This is a genomic window from Streptosporangium sp. H13245 (genome assembly GCF_055690525.1).
This window is the reverse complement of record NZ_JBSZKT010000014.1, coordinates 71,701-89,571: the sequence shown is the minus strand read 5'-3', so window position 1 is coordinate 89,571 and position 17,871 is coordinate 71,701. Positions and strand designations below refer to the sequence as shown.

The window sequence follows — 17,871 nt, the reverse complement described above, 5'->3', positions numbered from 1 at the left end:
ATGCTCTCGCTTATCAAGACATATCCTGACGCAAAATTCTGCATTCACGCTGCACCCCACAGACGTGAGGAACCATTCACATGACGATTTCCAAGAGCGCGGACAATGTGCACGACCTGATCGCCCGCCGCAGGCGCGAGCGAGATCGCATCCCGCGACACGACGTGCCCGATTCGGGGGTGCCGGTCTCCTCCACCCAGGAACGCATCTGGTTCGGCGAGATGTTCAATCCGGGTTTCGGGTTCTACCACGTGCCCGCCACGCTACGGCTGCGCGGACCCCTTGACGCCGGAGCCCTCGACCGGGCGCTGTGCGAGGTGATCAGGCGGCACGAGATCCTGCGCTCCACCGTCGAGGAGGTCGACGGCATGCCCGTGCAGCGCGTCGGCGACGCGCCCGCGAGCGTGCTGCGCTCCGTCGACCTGGCGGACGAGCCCGACGCCGAGGCCGAGGCCGCGCGGATGGCCGCCGACGACATCCTGGCCCCGTTCGACCTGCGCCACGGGCCGCTCTGGCGGGCACTGCTGCTCCGGCTGGGGCCCGACGACCACGTCCTCGTGCTCACCTTCCACCACATCGTCTTCGACGACCCGTCCTTCGGCATCGTCGGGCGCGAGGTCGAGGCCCTCTACACCGGGTCGGCGACCCCGCAGGACCTGGACCTGCAGTACACCGACTTCTCCGTGTGGCAGCGCGAGCGGCTGCGCACCGAGGACGTGCGCTCGCGCCTGGTCGACTACTGGCGGCGGACCCTGGACGGCGTTCCCCGCCTGCTCGACCTGCCCTCCGACCGGCCCCGGCCGCCGCACCGGCGCCGCGCGGGCCGCTTCCACCGCTCCCGGCTGCCGGGCGACGTCGTCGCCGCCGTGCGCGCGGTGGCGCGCGACGAGGGCACCACCCCGTTCACCGTGCTGCTGGCCGCCTACGGCGTGCTGCTGTCGCGCTACGCGGGCCAGGCCGACATCGTCACCGCCGTACCCGCCGCCGGGCGCATCCGGCCCGAGCTCGAAGCGCTCGTCGGGTGCTTCATCAACATCATCTGCCTCCGCCTCGACCTGCGCGGGGAGCCCACCTTCCGCGAACTGCTGCGCCGCGTGCGCCACGCCTCCGTCGAGGGACACGACCACGAGGAGATGCCCTTCGAGGAGCTGGTGCGCGAGCTGCACCCGCAGCGGCCCCAGAGCCACACGCCGCTGTTCCAGGCCGGGCTCGGGGTACGCGACAACGACGGGGTCTTCCTGAACCTGCCGGGCGTGCGGGCCTCGGAGTTCGTCCCCGACGTCGAGGTATCGCACTTCGACCTGATGGTGGACTTCAGCGTCGACGGCGACGGCATGGCGGGCCTGTGGGGCTACAACGACGACCTGTTCGACCCGGCGACCGTCGAGGTCCTCGCCGAGCAGTTCGCGCTCCTGGTCGCCAGGGCCTGCGGCCACCCGGACCTGCCGGTCGGCGACCTCGCCCTTCCGCCCGCCCCCCGGCTCCCGGAGCCGGAGACCGGCGGCGGCGAGGGACCGGCCGCGATCCTGGCCGAACGGGTCCGGCTCGCCCCGGACTCGCCCGCCGTCACCACCCACGCGGGCACGGGCACGGGGGCCTCCGCCGTCACGCTGACGTACGCCGAGCTCGACACGCGTGCGGAGAACCTCGCGCCCGCGGTGCGCAGGGGCGCCGAGCCCCCGTCCGCCGACAGCCCCGACCCCGCCGTCTGGCGCTACGCCCACCTCAAGGCGGACGTCCTCGACGGCCGTACGGCGAGCGCGGCGCCGGTCGCGGACCTGGCCTCGCGGATCGGCCTGGGCAGCGGTGAACGCGCCGACACCGTGCTCACCTTCGCCCCGCCCGCGTCCGGCGCGTTCGCCGACGCCATGCTGCTCGCCCTCCTGCACGGCGCGCACCTGGTGACCGCGCCCCCCGAGGCCGCCCGCGACGCCGGACGGCTGAGGGCCCTGGTCGCCGACGCCACCGTCGTGCACGCCCCGCCCGCCGCGTGGCGGCTGCTGCTCCAGGACGGCCTGCCCGCCGACCGCCCGTTCACCGCGCTCTGCGACGCGGCCACCACCCCGCCCGGCCTCGCGCGGGAGCTGGCCGCCGCCGTCCCCACCTGGACCCTGTACGGGGAGCGGTGGGCCGCGGCCCGCCGGGTGGACCCGCTCGCGGAACCCCGCAGGGGCGTCCTCCTCGGAGAGCCCCTGGCCGGTACGCCGATCGAGGTCACCGACCGGGCCGGGCGCCCCGGCGCCGTCGGCGTGCCCGGTGAGATCCACGTCGGCGCCGCCGCCACCGGCGACCGCGGACGTACCCTTCCCGACGGCTCGCTGGAGCTGCTCGGCCGCTTCGACCGGATGTTCACCGTCGGCGGGTTCCGGGTGGACACCGACGAGCTGGCCCGCTCCCTGGCCGGTCGCCCCGGTGTGGCCGAGGCCGCCGTGGACGTGCGCCACGACCGGCTCGCCGCCTACGTGGCGGGGGAGGGGATCGACCCCAAGGAGCTCACCGCCCACCTGCCCGAGTACCAGGTACCCGGCTCCGTCACCGTCCTCGACGCCCTGCCCAGGACCGCCGGGGGCCACGTCGCCCACGAGGAGCTGCCCAGCCCCGACGCCCCCGCCGACGAGGGCGGGCACGTGCCGGTCCAGGGAGGCACCGAGGAGGCCGTCGCCGGGATCTGGCGCGAGCTGCTCGGCGTGGAGGAGATCGGGGCCTCCGACGGCTTCCTCGACCTCGGCGGCCACTCGCTCACCCTGGCCAGGCTGAGCCTGCGCTACGAGGTGGCGTTCGGTGTCGAGGTGGAGTTGCCCGACCTGCTGCGCCACGCGACCGTCCGCGAGCAGGCGGTGCTCATCGACGAGCGCCGCGCGCAAGCCGGTCTCGCGGGAGCGGGAGAGGAGGCGGCGTCATGACCTCGGTAGCCGCCAAGCCGTCACCGGGCACGATCGAGGGACCGCCGAGGACGCGGCTGGAGTCGCTGACCGGACTGCGGTGGTTCGCCGCGTTCGGCGTGTTCTTCAGCCACGTCGCGATCCTGCTGCCGCTGCCCTACCTCAACGAGCTGTTCGTCCTCGGCACGGCCGGGGTGACGTTCTTCTTCGTCCTGTCCGGCTACGTCCTGACCTGGACGTTTTTCGACAGGGACACCGCGCCGAAGTTCTACTGGCGCCGCTTCGCCAGGATCTGGCCGTCGCTGCTCATCACCACCGTCGCGGCGGTCGCGCTGCTCGTCGGCGGCCAGCTCTGGCCGACCGAGGGCGGCACGTCGCTGGTCTGGTGGACGCTCGCGACGCTGCTCATGGTGCAGGCGTGGTTCCCGGCGTCGTTCCAGAGCGACACGGTGCCGCACACCGTCTCCTGGTCGCTGTCGTGCGAGGCGTTCTTCTACGCGGTCTTCCCGCTCGTGGTGCGCCCGATCGTGCGGCGCACCCTGCGCCAGATGGTGATGATCGCCGCCGCGCTCATCGCGATCAGCATCGGCACGCGCGTGTGGCTCTGGCTGGCCAACCCGCAGCTCACCGGGGAGAACTGGTTCACCTCCGACCTGTACTACTTCGCCACCCACTCGCCGATCTCCCGGGTCAGCGAGTTCGTGCTGGGCATCGTGATCGCCGCCGCCGTGCGCCGGGGCTGGCGCAGCCCGATCGGGCTGCGCACGGCGACCGCGATCACGGTCGGCTACTTCGCGCTGCTGTGGGCGTGGTCCTGGTCCGGTGTGTGGCAGACCGCGCTGGCCGAGACCGCCAACCGGGGCAGCATCGTGGTGTTCGCGCTGCTCATCGCGGCGGCGGCGACCAACGACCTGGCCGGACGGCGCAGCCTGCTGAGCTCCCGCCCGCTGGTGGCGCTCGGCCAGTGGTCCTACGCCTTCTACCTGGTCCACTTCCTGGTGCTCTTCCCCATCGCCAAGCACGCGTTCGGGCGGCAGTCGCTCTACGACTTCCCGCAGCCCACCTGGGCGCACCTGCCGTACGCGCTGGCGGGCCTGGTCGTCAGCGTGCTGCTGTCGTGGGGGCTGTACCGGCTGTACGAGTATCCGATCGAGAAGAGGCTGCGGGCGATGCTGCGCCGCGAGCCCAAGGCCGTCACCCCGGCACCGGGCGCGGAACCCTCCATGTGAGGCGAGGGATCGTGGTGACCCGCGAAAGGTCACCACGGCCCTCACCCGCTCCTTCGCGAGCGAGGGCTTACGGCTCACGGCCGTACGCGAGGTACGGCCTCCAGCAGTGAGCGCAGCAGTCGCGCGGCGGTGCCGGCGGACACCTCGCCGGGGGTGTTCACGATCTGGGCGGCGAGCCCGTCGACGAACGTGTGCAGGAGCGCCGCCCACAGCTCGACCTGGGCGTCGGGATGCGGGAGCCTGGCCTGGCCCGGTTCGAGGGCCCGCTCGTGTCCGCGTACGGAGGCGACGCATCGGCGATATAACGCCCGCTGATCGTTCCACGTCACGGAGCCTCCCTCCGGAGGGTGCTGACGTTCCCACTCCACGACCGCCGACCACAGCGCGTACTCCTCGCGCCGCTCGGCGTCGAGCGGCAGCATCTCCTCCACGATCGAGGCGATCCGCTCGACCACCGAGGTCTGGGCGCGGGGCCGCTGGACGCGCGGGAGGACCCGTCGGCGGAGGGCGTCGGTGGTGGCCCGCACGACGTAGGCCTGGAGTTCGTGCTGGTTGCCGAAGTAGTGCCGCAGGGACCCGGTGGACCAGCCTGCCTCGGCGGCGACCCCGCGGACGCTCACGCCGGTGAGACCTTCGCGCAGGATCACCCGGATGGCGGCCTCGCCGAGCTCGGCCCGCCGCCGGTCATGATCAACAAGTCGCGGCACGCTCGCATGTTAACACGCACGTGTTATTTTAAGTGACACGGGCGTATTATTACGATTTGTTGGCTCCCGCAAGGAGGACAGGGTTGTCGATCGAGACGATCGGGGCGGTGCTCGCACTGGCCCTGCTCGACACGCTGAGCCCCACCGTGATCGGGATAACCCTCTATCTGCTGCTGGCCAGGCCGCACCGCGTGGGCGTGCTGCTCGGCGTGTACTTCGGGTCGGTCGCGATCGCCTACTTCGCGCTGGGCGTGCTGCTCATGCTCGGCCTGGGCGCCGTCGTGCCGATCATCGACGACAGCGTGTGGGCCTGGGGACAGGCCGTCCTCGGCGTGGCGCTCATGGTGGGGAGTTACTTCATCCCCGACAAGGACCCCGAACGCGCGTCCATCCCGGCCCGCTCCTTCACCGCGGGCTCGATGCTGCTGCTGGGGCTGGGGACCTGGCTGTTCGAGTTCGCCACCGCCGTCCCGTACTTCGCCGCGATCGGCGTCATGACCTCGGCCGGTCTGTCCGTCGCCCAGTGGTCGCCGCTCCTCGGCGTGTACGTGCTCATCATGGTGGCCCCGGGCATCCTGCTCTACGCCGCGTGGGCCGCCCTGGGCGAACGGATGCGCGAACGGTCCGAACGGTGGCAGAAGAAGCTCTCCTCGGGATCCCGCACGACACTGCGCTGGATCGTCGGGATAGCGGGATTCCTGATCCTCCTGGACGCGGCACCGGACCAGATCACCATCTCCATGAGCCGGTGACCCCCCGCGCACCCCGTGGCCGCTGGGGTACGAGGTCGCGGGGTGCCGGTCTACCCGAGTTCGCGCAGTGCCGAGGCCAGGCCCGCGGCCGTGGGGCGCTCCCAGAGCAGGCGGGCCGCCACCGGCCTGCGCAGGCCGCCACGCAGGCGGCCGAGCAGCGTCACCGCGAGCCGGGAGTCGCCGCCCGACTCGAAGAAGGCGTCGTGCGGGCCGATCCTCGGCTCCTCCAGCACCCGCCGGAAGGCCTCCAGCACCTCCAGCTCCAGCCGGTCGCGCGGCTCGTCCGACCGGCTTCCGGCGCGGGCGGCCGAGGAGGCCAGGCGGCGGCGGTCTATCTTGCCCGCGGTGGTCAGCGGCAGCTCGTCCAGCACGTGCACGGTCCCCGGCACCATGTAGCCGGGCAGCCGCCCGGCCGTCCACGTCCTGGCGTCCTTCGCCGTCACCGTCGCCGTTGCCTTTGTCGTCACCGGGGAGGTCGCGGGAACGGCGGCTTCTGAGACGGGTTCCGCCTCGGATTTCGCCTGGGATTCCGAAGCGGGGGCGGGAGCGGCTGGGGCGGCGACGTAGGCCACCAGCTGCTCGTCCTCCAGTGCCACCGCCGCGTCGTCCACGCCGGGACAGGCCCGCAGCGTCTGCTCGATCTCGCCCAGCTCGATCCGGTAGCCGCGATGCTTGACCTGGTGGTCCACCCGGCCGATGAAGTCGAGCCGGCCGTCGGGGCGCTGCCGTACCAGGTCACCGGTCCGGTAGAGCCGCCCGCCGGGCACCGGAGACGGTGGCCCGCCCGGTGCCGTGGGCGGCGGTCCGGCGAGGGGGACGAACCGTTCGGCGGTCAGCGCGGGCCGCCGGTGGTAGCCGCGAGCCACGCCCGCGCCGCCCACGTGCAGCTCGCCGGGCACCCCCCACGGCGCGACACGCCCGGCGGCGTCCAGCACCAGCGCGTACGCCCCCGCCATGGGCAGCCCGATCGGCGGCACACCCTCGCCGGGTGAGCAGTCGGCCAGGGTCGCGATGACGGTCGCCTCGGTCGGCCCGTAGGCGTTGACCATGCGCCGCCCGGTGCCCCAGCGCTCCACCAGCTCGGGGGTGCACGCCTCGCCGCCGGTCACCAGCACCCGCAGGCCGGGCAGCGGGTCGTCGCCGGGCAGCGTCGCGATCACCGAGGGGGGCAGCAGGACGGCGTTCACCTCGCGCTCCGACAGGCACCTGCTCAGCGCCCGGCCGACGAGGATGTTCCCCGCCTCCGGCACGCACAGGGTGCCCCCGGAGACCAGCGTGGTGAACACCTCCCACACCCAGGCGTCGAAGGTCGGCGGCGCGAACTGCAGCAGCCGCACCCCGGGGCCGATGCCCAGCTCGGGGGCGAGGGCCATGACCAGGTTGCACGCGCCGGAGTGCTCGAGCAGCACCCCCTTGGGCAGGCCGGTCGAGCCCGAGGTGTAGATCATGTACGCCAGGTCGCGCGGCCCGGCCGGGCTGGGCGCGGCGGTCGTGGCGGGGTCGCGCCGGTCGAGGTCGAGGCGGCGCCCCCCGCCCTCCGGCAGGCCGCCGAGGATCTCCCCGGTGCTCACCAGGACGGTCGCCGCCGCGTCGGACAGCAGGTACTCCAGCCGGGGGGCCGGTTGCGACGGGTCGAGCGCCAGGAACGCGCCGCCCGCGTACAGCACCCCGGCCACGACCGTGACCAGCCGGGCCGATCGTGGCAGGCAGATCGCGGCCACGGTGCCGGGGCCCACCCCCTCGGCGGCCAGCCATCCGGCCAGCTCACGGGCGCGCTCGTCCAGCTCGCGATAGGTGAGCCGCCCGTCGTCCCCGTCCACGGCCGTCGCGTCGGGGGTACGCCCGGCCTGGGCGGCGATCAGCGCGGCCAGGGTGGACCCCGGGGCGTCCAGGTCCACCGCCGGGGGCGGGCCCGCGATCGGGCCCGAGCGGTCGTCGAGCGGCAGGTCGAGCACCGGCCGCGCGGGGGAGCGGGCCATCTCGCCGAGCAGCCGGGTCAGGCGGGCGGCCATCAGCTCGATCGTGGCGTGGTCGAAGACGTCGGTTGCGTACGTCAGGATCCCCTGGAACCGATCGCCCTCCCCGTTCCCGGTTTCGTACGGTGCTCCGGTGGTGAGGCGCAGGTCCAGGTCGCAGGCCGTCCGCCGGGCGAGGGGTTCCGCGTCGCCGAGCGGTTCGAGGCGCAGGCCCGCCGCCTCGTGCGCGACGGGACGGGGCACGACGCCGTACGCCACGTCGAACAGCGCGCCCCGGCTGGGGTCGCGGGGCGGGGCGACGGCGGAGGCCAGGTCCTGCAGGGGCAGCCGGTGCCGCCAGGCGTCGCTCGCGACCCGTCCCAGGCGGGCGGAGAACGTGGCGAGGTCCGGGTCGCCGGACAGGTCCACGGGCAGGGGGACGAGGTCGTCCAGCGGCCCGGCCGTCCCGGCGAACTCGTTCGGCTCCCCGCCGAGCAGCCCCGAGACGCGGCCGGGGGCGTGCGCGCCGATCGTGAAGCGCTCCTGGCCCGAGCAGCGCGACAGCAGGACGGCGAACGCCGCGAGCACCGCGAGGGAGGGATCGCCCAGCCCGGGCGGCATGGTCACCTCGAAACGGTGCGCCCCGCCCGCGCCGGAACGGCGCCCGGGACGGGGGCGGTCGGTGGCCGGTTCCAGCGGCGGCACATCCCGCAGCGCCTCGCGCCAGAACTCCCGCCGGTCCCCGCCCGTCACCCCGGGGCCGGTGCCCGGAACCGGTACGGAGGCGCCGGGTGACGTGCCCCGGTTGTCGGCCGGCGCTCTGCCTGAGCTGTCAGCAGGCGATGTGTCCCGGCTGGCGTCGGGTGTTTTGTCCGAGCTGTCAGCAGGTGGCGTGTCCAGGTTGTCGGCGGGTGACGCGCCCTGGCCGTTGGGAGCCGACGCGTCCAGGGCGCCGGGGGGTGTCGCGGCCGGGTGGGGCAGGCGGGGGAAGTCGTCCTCGGCGGGTACGCGGGGCGTGCCGGGCAGGCGTGGGGAGCCGTCCTCGGTCCGGGCCCGGTACAGCTCGGCCAGGTCGGCGGCGAGCACGGCGACCGAGCCCTCGTCCGCGACGCACGGGTGCATGCGCAGCACCAGCACGTGCTCTTCCGGGCCGAGTTCCAGCAGGGAGACGCGTGCCAGCGGTCCCGTCACCGGGTCGAACGGCCGTCCCTCCACCTCGGTCAGCGCCGCGCCGAGCCTGTCCGGCTCGACCGGCACCGCCCGCGGCGCGGGCAGCGCCCCGGCCGCGACCACCGGGCGGGGCCCGTCACCGCGGGTGGGCAGCGTCCAGCGCAGCACCTCGTGCCGCGCGGCCAGGTCGCCGAGCGCCGCGCCCAGCGCCTTCTCGTCGAGGGGGCCGGTCAGCCGCAGCCGCAGGGAGATCCCGTCCGGTCCGGCGTCGCCGCGGATCCGGTGTTCCAGCCAGGCCCGTTCCTGGGCGGGCGAGAAAAGTCTCACTGGGTGCCTCCGGGCAGGTTCAGGCGGAGCCACTCCAGCTCCTGCTCGATCATGCTCTGGAAGTTCGCGGGGGAGACCATCGAGTACGGCATGTGCGCCTCGCCCCAGTAGCTGACCAGCCGTACCTTCTTGGCCTGCCTGGCCAGCGCGGTGTACATCTCCTCCGAGCCGGTGTGGGTCAGGTAGTCACGCTCGCCGTGCAGCATGAGCACCGGTGTCTTGATCTTGCCAGCGTGCAGGAGCGGGCTGTTGCGCACGTACCGCTGCGGGTCCTCCCACGGCGGCTTGCCCAGCCCGAACTCGAACGCCGGGTCCTCGATGTAGGCGGGCGCGAACCACTCCTGCGCGCGCGGCGTGTAGCGGAAGCGGGAGTCGAACACGCCGTAGCTGCTGATCACGTCGGAGAAGCCGGAGATCGCGATCGCCGCCTTGAACCGGTCGGTCTGCGTCACCAGGCTGTGCACGTTGTAGGAGCCGAAGGAGTGCCCCAGCACCGCCAGCCGCTTCGGGTCGGCCACGCCCTCGTCGATCGCGGCGTCCACCGCGTTCATGATCGGCTTGGTGGGCCACGTCATCGGCTCGGCCGCGGCCTTGCCCTCGGGGCGGGGGATGGAGGGGACGAGCACGGCGTAGCCGCGGGCCGCGAGGAACTGCAGGGTGAGGTAGCTCGGGTTGTTCACCTGGAACTCCGGCACGTCCTCCAGGGTGGAGACGATCCGGGTGCCGTACACGTTGACCACGAGCGGGTGGCGCTGCCCGTCGCGGTGGCCCGGCGGCAGCAGCAGCGCGCCGGTCAGCTTCTCCCCGTTCGCCCCCTTGTACGTGACCAGCTCGCGCTTCGGCGGGGTCACCTGGGCGAGGTGGCCGTTCAGCGAGAGCCGCTGGGTGTGGCGGCCCGCGTGGGAGGTCCACAGCGCGGTGCCCTGGTCACCGCCCGCCCCGAAGATCGCGGTGCGGTTCGCGGGGGAGTACCCGGCGACGCCCGCGTCGGGGTGCGGCAGGGGAAGCGGCGTCAGCGAGGGGGAGGCGCCGGGCGCCAGCTCGTACAGGCCGCCCTTGGCGTCGCGCGCCAGCACCAGGGGGAAGTCGCGGTCGAGGCGGGGGTTGGCCGGTTCGGCGCCGCCCCGGTCGGTGGGCCGCACGCCGTTGCGCCTGACGCCGTCGTCCAGCGGCCAGGCCAGCTCCGCCAGCGGGGCGGCGCCGGTGGCGTTCAGGTCGCGCGCCTGCCCGCTGCGCGGGTCGATCAGCCAGGCGCGCCCGTCGGCCACGCCCAGCACGCCACCGGCCACCGGTACCAGCTCCAGCGGCGGGACCTTGAACCGCGAGGTCAGGTCGCGCGGCGCGGCGGCCGGGTCGGCGGGGTCGAACGCCCACCAGTCCTGGCGGGCCGCCGGGTTCGCGGCGTCCTTGACCTTCGCGCCGCGTACCAGCGGGGTTCCCGCGCCCCACAGCAGGCCGGTGGCCACCAGCCGGTCGGCGGCCAGCGGCGCGGCCTTCCCCCCGGCGGCGGGGACGAGGTAGGCGGTGAACGGGTCGGGCGTCTCGGGGGTGGCCTTGCCGACGATCAGCAGGCTGGCGCCGTCGGCGGACCAGCGGGGCTGCACGGTGACCGAGGGGCTCGGCACGTCGCCGACCACGCGCGGCTGCCCGCCGGAGGCGGAGGCGAGCGCCAGCTGGGTGCGCCGCTCCAGGACGCGCTTGAGCTGCCCGGCGACCGCCGGGGTGGGGCCGAGGTCGTCCACCCTGGCGATGTTCCGCCCGGTCGGGTCGGCCACCAGGTTGCCCGCCGTGTAGGTGCGGGCCGGGCCCGCCGAGGTGATCTTGCCGGTGACGGCGTCGATGACGGCGATCTCCTCGTCCAGTTTGTCCTGGCCCTGGGTGGCGGAGCTGTCGAGGACGGAGGCGGTGGTCTCCTTGCCCCGTTCGACCTTGGCCCACTGCTTCGGGGCCGTGCGCTGGGCCTCCAGCCACTGCCCGTACTCCAGTGCCCAGCGGCCCGCGTTCACCATCGGGGCGATCACCCGCCGGGCGTCCAGCCACTGGATCAGGTAGCCCGAGGCGTTCGTCATCGTCTGCACCCCGCGCGGGGTGAGCTTGCGGATCTCGCCCGTCTCGCGGTCCCACACGTGCAGGAACACGTCGTCGCCGCCCCGGGTGGAGGCGAAGGCCAGCATGCGCCCGTCGGGCGACCACACCGGGTTGTAGTGACCGGTGCCGTCCTTCACGCCGTGCGTCACGTCACGGGCCGGGCCCTGGCCGTCCGCTATCCAGATGTCCGCGCGCTCGTTTCCGTCGACAAATGACGCGCCATATCTGCTCGACTCGCTCGGCCCGCGTTTCACGACCGCCGCCACCGATTTACCGTCGGGGGACGGGACGACCTGGCCGAGTTTCTTCGTGGTCATGAAGTCCTGCATCGCGAACGGCCGCGCGGCACTCGCCGCGGCGGGTCGCCCCGAGGAGGGGGAAGCAGGTGGTGAAGCGCCTCCCACCAGGGCGGCGGCCGTGAGCAGTGACAGGACGAGCTTGACACGTAGAACCATGGGAGGACGATAACCATGTCACCGGAAACGCGGAAAAACGCCCGGACGGGTCTCCGGCGGGCGGCCTATAATCCCGCCCTCGCCTTAATCGGGGCGGCACGCGGGTTAATCAGGGCCGCCCCGCAGGTAATCGGGCCCACCGGTAATCGAGCCATCCCGCCGGCGAGATGACTTCTGCCGGAAAACCATCCGAGGAATGGGAAGTTCCTAAATGACTGATGTCGATCTGGCCGATGCCGATCTGCACGTCGGCGACAGACCCCACGAGGTCTTCCGCCATCTGCGAGACAACGACCCGCTCCACTGGAACCCCGACGGCAAGGAGCCCGGCTTCTGGTCGGTCACCCGCTACGAGGACTGCGTGAACGTCCAGAAGGACCCGCGGACCTTCAGTTCCAACCAGACGAACACCCTCGGCCCGCACCGCAACACCGGTGACCAGGGCTCCGGAAAGATGATCAACACGACGGACCCGCCCCGGCACACCGAGCTGCGCAAACTGGTCAACAAGTGCTTCACCCCCCGGGCGATCGCCGCCCTGGAGCCGTACCTGCGCTCGGTCGTCAAGGACGTGTTCGCCGACGCGCTGGAGCAGGGGGAGTGCGACTTCGCCACCGTGGTGGCGGCCCTGCCCGTCGCGGGCATCTCCGCGCTGCTGGACGTGCCGCGCCAGGACTGGGACCTGATGCTCAGGCTCACCTCCACGGCGTTCGGCTCGCACGACAGCGAGTACCAGATGACCTCCGACGTGCGCGCCAACGCCGCCCAGGCGCACGGCCAGCTCCTGCTGTACTGCCAGAACCTGGTGGAGAAGCGCAGGAAGTCACCCGGCGACGACATCGTCAGCCTGCTCGCCCGCTCCCAGGACGCGGGGGTGCTGAGCGAGGAGGAGTGCCTGCTCTTCTTCGACGTGCTGATGCTCGGCGGCAACGAGACCACCCGGCACGCCGCCGTCGGCGGGCTGCTCGCCTTCATGGAGCACCCCGACCAGTGGGACCGGCTGCGCAAGGAACCCGAGCTGGTGCCCAACGCGGTGGGCGAGCTGCTGCGCTGGACCTCGCCCAGCCGCCACGTGCTGCGCCGCGCGGCCCGCGAGACCGAGCTGCACGGCAAGACCATCCACCCGGGCCAGGACGTCGTCATCTGGCACACCTCCGCCAACCGGGACGAGCGCGTGTTCGACGCCCCGGAGGTGTTCGACGTCGGGCGCCCGCGCAGCTCCCGCAGCGGGCACGTCGCGTTCGGCTCGGGCCCGCACTTCTGCCTGGGAGCCGCCCTCGCCGAGCTGGAGCTCACCGTCTTCCTGGACGAGCTGGCCGGTTCGGTGTCGGGGGCGGAGCTGCTCGGGCCGCCCGACTACCTGCGCTCTCCCGTCATCAACGGCGTCAAGCACGTCCGGGTTCGGCTCCATCCCATGGGGTAGAAGCGTCGACCATGAACTCACTCACCTGGGATCAGGTCCACGCGCGGCGGCTGGCCCGCCATCACCTCGTGAAACCCGTCTCCGGCGACCTGCGCAAACCCGTGCGCGACGTGTGCGGGGTGCAGTCGCAGGTCGCCGCCGCGGCCGAGCTGGCCATCGGGTCACGGGTGAAGGGCGCCACGCAGGAGCAGGTCCGCGCGGAGCTGTACGACAAGAAGCGCCTCGTCAAGACGTACAGCCTGCGCGGCACCCTGCACGTGCACGCCGCCGACGAGCTGGCGCTGTGGATGGCGGCCATGCGCTGGAAGCCCTACTGGCGGGCCAAGGACAGCTGGCACGCCCACCACGGGCTCACCGCCAAGCAGGGCGAGGCGTTCGTCGACGCGGTCCGCGAGGCGCTGGACGGCGAGTGCCTGACCCGCGAGGAGCTGGCCGGGGAGGTCTCCGGGCGCGTCGGCGCGTGGGCCAAGGACAAGCTCGCCTCCAACTGGGGCGAGCTGCTGCGTCCCGTCGCCTACCTCGGCGTGCTCTGCTTCGGGCCGGTACGGGGCGCCAAGGTCACCTACGTCAGGCCCGACCGGTGGGCGGGGCTGAAGACCGAGGTCAAGGACCAGCCCGACCCCGAGGAGTCGGCGATGGAGATCGTGCGCCGCTACCTGCGCGCGTACGGCCCCGCCACCCACCAGGACCTGGCCCGCTGGTTCGCGCTCAGGCCGCCCGAGGCGCGCGAGGCGCTGGAGTCGCTCGGCGACGAGGTCGCCCAGGTCGAGGTCGAGGGGCGCAAGGCGTACGTCCTGGCCGCCGACGAGGACCGGTGGCCGTCCGACCCGAGCTGTGTGCGGCTGTTGCCGCAGTACGAGGCGTACGTCCTCGGCAGCGGTCCCAAGGAGGTCGTCGTGCCCAAGGACACCGCCGCCCGCGTCTTCGAGCACGGCCGGGGCAGGTACGAGGGCGCGGTCGCCCACCAGATCATGCTGGTCGACGGGGTCGTCTCCGGGATGTGGGAACGGAAGGAGAGGGGCGGCAAGGTCGAGATCAAGCTGGAGTCGTTCGTCAAGCTTGACTCGGACCAGAGCAAGGAGCTGGAACGGGAGGTCGAGCGCGTCGGCCGCTTCTACGGCGCCGAGGCCACCCTGTCCATGGGCAAGCTCACCGGCAAGAAGCGCTGACCCTTCTTCTGGGACATCGGGGATCTCGGGACGCCCGACGGTCGGTGGGCACGTTCGGGTGGGGGAGCCCGTGAACGGGACCCCCGCCCACCGGCGGACACCGGGCTCCCCGCCCGGTTCCCGTCCGGCCGGTGCTTTCGTTCACGACCTCGCGCCGCCCGGGCAGGACCCCGCTCGCGGTCCGACCCGCCCGGCTCAGGCTTAGACCCGCCCGGCTCGGGCTCACCCGTCCGGCCTCAGTGTCTCTCGCGGCAGGTGCCGAGATCTCCCCGTATCGCGCGCAGCAGTGTCCGGCGCTGGGTGTGGATGAAGAAGTGCCCGCCCGGCAGCAGCCGCAGCCGGAACGCCGAGCCCGTCTGCGCGCTCCACGCGCCCAGCCCGGCCGCCGTCGTGGTCGGGTCCCCGTTCCCGCCGAACACCGAGATCGGGCAGGCCAGCGGGGGCTCGTCCTCGTGCACGTACGACTCCGCCGCGTTCAGGTCCGCCCGCAGCACCGGCATGATGAGGCTCATCAGCTCCGTGTTGCCGATCACCTCCGGCGGGATGCCGTCCAGCCGGTGCAGGACCCGCATCAGGTCCTCGTCACCGAGCTGCCCGAGTCGTGGCATGCCGTCGCGGACCTGGGGGGCGTTCCAGCCCGACACGAACAGCCGTCCCGGACCGGGCAGGCCGCGCGAGCGCAGCCGCCGCGTCACCGTGAACGACACCAGCGCGCCCATGCTGTGCCCGAACAGGGCGAACGGCAGCGGATCCAGGCGCGACAGCCCGTCGATCACCGGATCGACGATCATCGACAGCTTGTGCCGGGGCTTCTCCGAGATGCGGGTCTCCCTGCCCGGCGAGCGCACCGCCCACAGCTCCACGTCACCGGGGAGCAGGTCGGCCCAGCCGCGGAACGTCGTGGCGCCGCCTCCCGCGTTGGGCACGCAGACCAGCCGCGCGCGGGGCCGTTCCGGCCGGTGCAGCGGCACCAGCCAGCTCGCGGGAGCCGCAGAGGCCGTAGAGGTTACGGAGGTCGGGGAAACAGTCATCGCGGAACCGCCAGGGATCGTGCGGAGTCCCGGGCCCGCTCGCAGGCGGAGACCAGGTCCGCCAGGGACTCGGGAGGGAACATGTGCGCCGCGTCGCCCGGCCGGTACATCCTCCCGGGCTTCAGGCACGACTCGATGAGCAGCCCGTCCGCGCCGTACGCGGAGGCCGCCAGCGAGGCCGGAGCCACCAGCGCGGCCGAGCCGGTGCTGTGGCTGGGGTCGAAGACCACCGGCAGGTCGGTACGGGCGCGCAGCGCGGCGATCGCCCCGAACCCGGGCTGCGGCGGGGTCCCCGAGGCGCCCGCGCAGAGCACCACGGCGCCGTTGCCCCGGGTGAGGACGAACTCCGCCGCCCGCAGCCAGTCGTCCAGGCTCGCCCGGGGCCCCCGCATCAGCAGTACCGGCCTGGGCTGGGCGCCCAGCTCGGCCAGGAGCGGGCGGTTGTCCAACTGCCGCCCGTCCACCTGGAGGCAGTCGGCCACCTCGGCGACCGCCTCCACCTCGCGCGGGTCGCACACCTCGGTGATCACGGGGATGGCCGCCGCCCGCCGGACCTCCGCGAGCGCCTCCAGGCCCCGCCCGCCCTTGCCGGGGAAGTGGTAGGGGCTGCTGCGCGTCTTGGACAGCCCGGCCCGCAGGGCGTGCGCCCCCTGCGCCTTGACCGCCAGGGCCGTCTCGACCGCGTCCTCGGCCGACTCCAGCGCGCACGGCCCCGCCGCCCACCACAGTCGCGGCCCTCCGACCACCCCGCCGTCGACGGCCTGCCCGGCGGCCCGGGACTCGGACCGCGAGGACCGCGAGGACCACGAAGACCCGGAAGGCCCGGACCGGGGAGGGGGGCCGATCGTCACCTCGCGCGGTGCCACGCCGCTGTCCCGCCGTACCAGCCAGTGGCCGTCGGGGGTCGGGCGGCGGGCCAGTACGGCGGGTGAGGCGGGCACGCGGGCGAGGGACTCGTCGCCGCTCACCACCACGAAGACCCTCCCGGCCAGGGTGATCGGCCAGGCGGTGACGTCCTCGTGTGTCCCGGCCAGCGCGGCCACCTCCTCGGCGACCTCGGCGGGGGTGCCGGGCCGCAGCTCGATCAGCACGCCGGAACCTCCGCGCCGATCTCCTCCCGCCAGGCCGCGATGCTCGCGCTCAGCGCGGCGACGCCGGGCCCGTGCCGCAGCACCCCGGTCGTGACCGGCAGGACGGCCCGTCCCGGGGCCTCTGCGGCGACGGCGACGAGGTCGCGGGTCTCGCGCCCGGCCCTGCCGAGCCCCGGCAGCTCGACGACCGCCGACGGCATGCGGGCCACCAGGTCGAGGGCCTCCTCGCGGGCGGCCCCGACCACGGCCGCGGCCGCCACGCCGTGCTCGTCGTTCCACTCCCGCACCTCGTCGGCGGTGCGCTGCGCGACGGTGCGCGTTCCGGTCACGGCGCTCTGCACCCCGCCTGCCGCGTGGTTGGAGGTGCGTACGAGCACCATGACCAGGGTTCCGCTGTCACGGGCCCGGTGCAGCAGCGGGCCGAGGGCGGCGAAGCCCATGAACGGGGTCGCCGTCACCGCGTCCCCGCCCAGCACGCTGCCGGATCCCAGGTAGAGGTCGGCGTAGGAGTCCATCGTGTCGTCGGCGTCGCACACCTTCGCGTCCAGCACGGCGAGCGAGCCCCGCTCGTGGACGCCGTCGACGACCTCGCGCAGCAGGTCCGTGCCCGCGGTGCCGAAGCGGGCGAAGAACGGCACCTGGATGCGGTAGACGGACACCCGTTCGCCCGCGGCCTCCAGCACCGTCGAGCACATCCGCCGGGCACCGTCCAGGTCGTCGCCCATCCTCCAGGCCTCCAGCCACTTGGGGGAGGGGGCGATTCCCAGGCAGAGGGCGGATCGGGTCTTGAGCAGGTCGGTCCATATCGGTACGGCAGCCATGGACCCATTGCACACACTTCCGCCGGGGACCGCGTCGCGCCCGCTCGCCGGTGAGGCTCCGTCGGCTAAAATCTCCGTCTTTATGCCCCTTTTTATTGATCTACAATGTAAAGGGATGTGGCCGGTGAATTACTCCGCGCCACCGGGCTCGTCCCGGCGGGAAGTACGGAACCACACGCCCGCGCCGATCACGACGAGGGCGAGGAGCGCGATCCAGATCCAGCCGGGCAGCCCCTGACCGTCACTCTCCCTGTCCTCGGCGCCCTGAGCGTCCTCGGCGTCCTTGGCCGCGGAGACCAGGCCGGGGTCGGGGGTGGGTGAGGTGGTTTCCGGCGCCGGGGCGGGTTCGGGGGAGAGCTCGGGGGTGGGTTCCGCCGGGGTGGCGGACGGCTTCGCGGGAGCGGTCACGGTGAAGGGGATCTCCCCCTCGATCGGGTGGCCGTCGGTGGAGACCACCCGCCAGGCGATCACGTATTTGCCCGAGGCCAGCGCCTCGGGGACGCCGGAGGTGACGGTGTCGCCGTCGACCTTGGGCTTGCCGAGGTCCAAGGCCGCGCCGCCCACCTCGCGCAGTGCGACGGCGGGGAAGCGGACCCGGGTGGTGAACACCAGTTTGATCCGCTCGATGGTGGTGACCTTGGCCCCCTTGGCGGGGGAGCTGCTCTTCAGGCGGTCGTGGGCGAGCGCGGCGGGGGTGCCGAGGGTGAGGAAGACGGCGCAGAGCAGCGCGGTCACAAGGGTCGTACGGGCGAATCGCGGCAGGGACGCCAA

12 protein-coding genes are annotated in these 17,871 nt (G+C 73.2%); 5 read left to right on the top strand and 7 right to left on the bottom strand.

What is annotated here, in order from left to right:
* The first annotated feature begins 80 nt into the window (after positions 1–80).
* Complete coding sequence (locus ACW9TB_RS21660) at positions 81–2,903, top strand: condensation domain-containing protein (protein WP_472749852.1); 2,823 nt, start codon at positions 81–83, stop codon at positions 2,901–2,903.
* Positions 2,900–4,111 carry an acyltransferase family protein gene (locus ACW9TB_RS21655; protein ID WP_472749851.1) on the top strand — a complete coding sequence of 404 codons (1,212 nt, stop codon included), beginning with the start codon at positions 2,900–2,902 and terminating at the stop codon, positions 4,109–4,111. The genes ACW9TB_RS21660 and ACW9TB_RS21655 overlap by 4 nt, the downstream gene beginning before the upstream one ends.
* Before the next feature lie 74 nt (positions 4,112–4,185).
* On the opposite strand, the gene ACW9TB_RS21650 is transcribed toward ACW9TB_RS21655, so the two are convergent.
* Positions 4,186–4,818, bottom strand: coding sequence for a TetR/AcrR family transcriptional regulator (locus ACW9TB_RS21650; protein WP_472749850.1), 633 nt, complete (start codon positions 4,816–4,818; stop codon positions 4,186–4,188).
* Between the two features lie 83 nt (positions 4,819–4,901).
* On the opposite strand from ACW9TB_RS21650, the gene ACW9TB_RS21645 reads away from it, so the two are divergent.
* Complete coding sequence (locus tag ACW9TB_RS21645) at positions 4,902–5,570, top strand: GAP family protein (RefSeq protein WP_472749849.1); 669 nt, start codon at positions 4,902–4,904, stop codon at positions 5,568–5,570.
* Between the two features lie 50 nt (positions 5,571–5,620).
* On the opposite strand, the gene ACW9TB_RS21640 is transcribed toward ACW9TB_RS21645, so the two are convergent.
* A complete protein-coding gene (locus ACW9TB_RS21640) occupies positions 5,621–9,022 on the bottom strand; it encodes a non-ribosomal peptide synthetase (RefSeq protein ID WP_472749848.1) in 3,402 nt (1,133 codons plus the stop codon).
* Positions 9,019–11,565, bottom strand: coding sequence for a S9 family peptidase (locus tag ACW9TB_RS21635; protein ID WP_472749847.1), 2,547 nt, complete (start codon positions 11,563–11,565; stop codon positions 9,019–9,021). Before ACW9TB_RS21635 ends, ACW9TB_RS21640 begins: the two co-directional genes overlap by 4 nt.
* 211 nt (positions 11,566–11,776) lie before the next feature.
* On the opposite strand from ACW9TB_RS21635, the gene ACW9TB_RS21630 reads away from it, so the two are divergent.
* Together ACW9TB_RS21630 and ACW9TB_RS21625 are read left to right on the top strand one after the other, a co-directional pair.
* Positions 11,777–12,988, top strand: a complete 1,212-nt coding sequence (locus ACW9TB_RS21630; protein ID WP_472749846.1) for a cytochrome P450 — start codon at positions 11,777–11,779, stop codon at positions 12,986–12,988.
* Between the two features lie 11 nt (positions 12,989–12,999).
* Positions 13,000–14,157, top strand: coding sequence for a winged helix DNA-binding domain-containing protein (locus tag ACW9TB_RS21625; protein ID WP_472749845.1), 1,158 nt, complete (start codon positions 13,000–13,002; stop codon positions 14,155–14,157).
* 236 nt (positions 14,158–14,393) lie between these two features.
* Here ACW9TB_RS21625 and ACW9TB_RS21620 read toward each other — a convergent pair whose 3' ends face one another.
* The 4 genes from ACW9TB_RS21620 to ACW9TB_RS21605 all read right to left on the bottom strand — a co-directional run bounded on the left by ACW9TB_RS21620 (position 14,394) and on the right by ACW9TB_RS21605 (position 17,871).
* Entirely contained in the window at positions 14,394–15,188 is a 795-nt protein-coding gene (locus tag ACW9TB_RS21620) for a thioesterase II family protein (protein WP_472749844.1), read from the bottom strand.
* Positions 15,185–16,279 (bottom strand): hypothetical protein, encoded by a 1,095-nt coding sequence (locus ACW9TB_RS21615; protein WP_472749843.1) that lies wholly within the window; start codon positions 16,277–16,279, stop codon positions 15,185–15,187. Before ACW9TB_RS21615 ends, ACW9TB_RS21620 begins: the two co-directional genes overlap by 4 nt.
* Positions 16,273–17,100, bottom strand: a complete 828-nt coding sequence (pyrF, locus tag ACW9TB_RS21610) for an orotidine-5'-phosphate decarboxylase (protein ID WP_472749842.1) — start codon at positions 17,098–17,100, stop codon at positions 16,273–16,275. The genes ACW9TB_RS21615 and pyrF overlap by 7 nt, the downstream gene beginning before the upstream one ends.
* A gap of 129 nt (positions 17,101–17,229) precedes the next feature.
* Positions 17,230–17,871: a copper resistance CopC family protein gene (locus tag ACW9TB_RS21605; protein WP_472749841.1), complete on the bottom strand. Its 642-nt coding sequence runs from the start codon at positions 17,869–17,871 to the stop codon at positions 17,230–17,232.

Coding starts and splice junctions, on each gene's coding strand:
- ACW9TB_RS21660 (WP_472749852.1), top strand. CDS start 81: ATGACGATTTCCAAGAGCGCGGACAATGTGCACGACCTGATCGCCCGC.
- ACW9TB_RS21655 (WP_472749851.1), top strand. CDS start 2,900: ATGACCTCGGTAGCCGCCAAGCCGTCACCGGGCACGATCGAGGGACCG.
- ACW9TB_RS21635 (WP_472749847.1), bottom strand. CDS start 11,565: ATGGTTCTACGTGTCAAGCTCGTCCTGTCACTGCTCACGGCCGCCGCC.
- ACW9TB_RS21630 (WP_472749846.1), top strand. CDS start 11,777: ATGACTGATGTCGATCTGGCCGATGCCGATCTGCACGTCGGCGACAGA.
- ACW9TB_RS21625 (WP_472749845.1), top strand. CDS start 13,000: ATGAACTCACTCACCTGGGATCAGGTCCACGCGCGGCGGCTGGCCCGC.
- ACW9TB_RS21620 (WP_472749844.1), bottom strand. CDS start 15,188: ATGACTGTTTCCCCGACCTCCGTAACCTCTACGGCCTCTGCGGCTCCC.
- pyrF (WP_472749842.1), bottom strand. CDS start 17,100: ATGGCTGCCGTACCGATATGGACCGACCTGCTCAAGACCCGATCCGCC.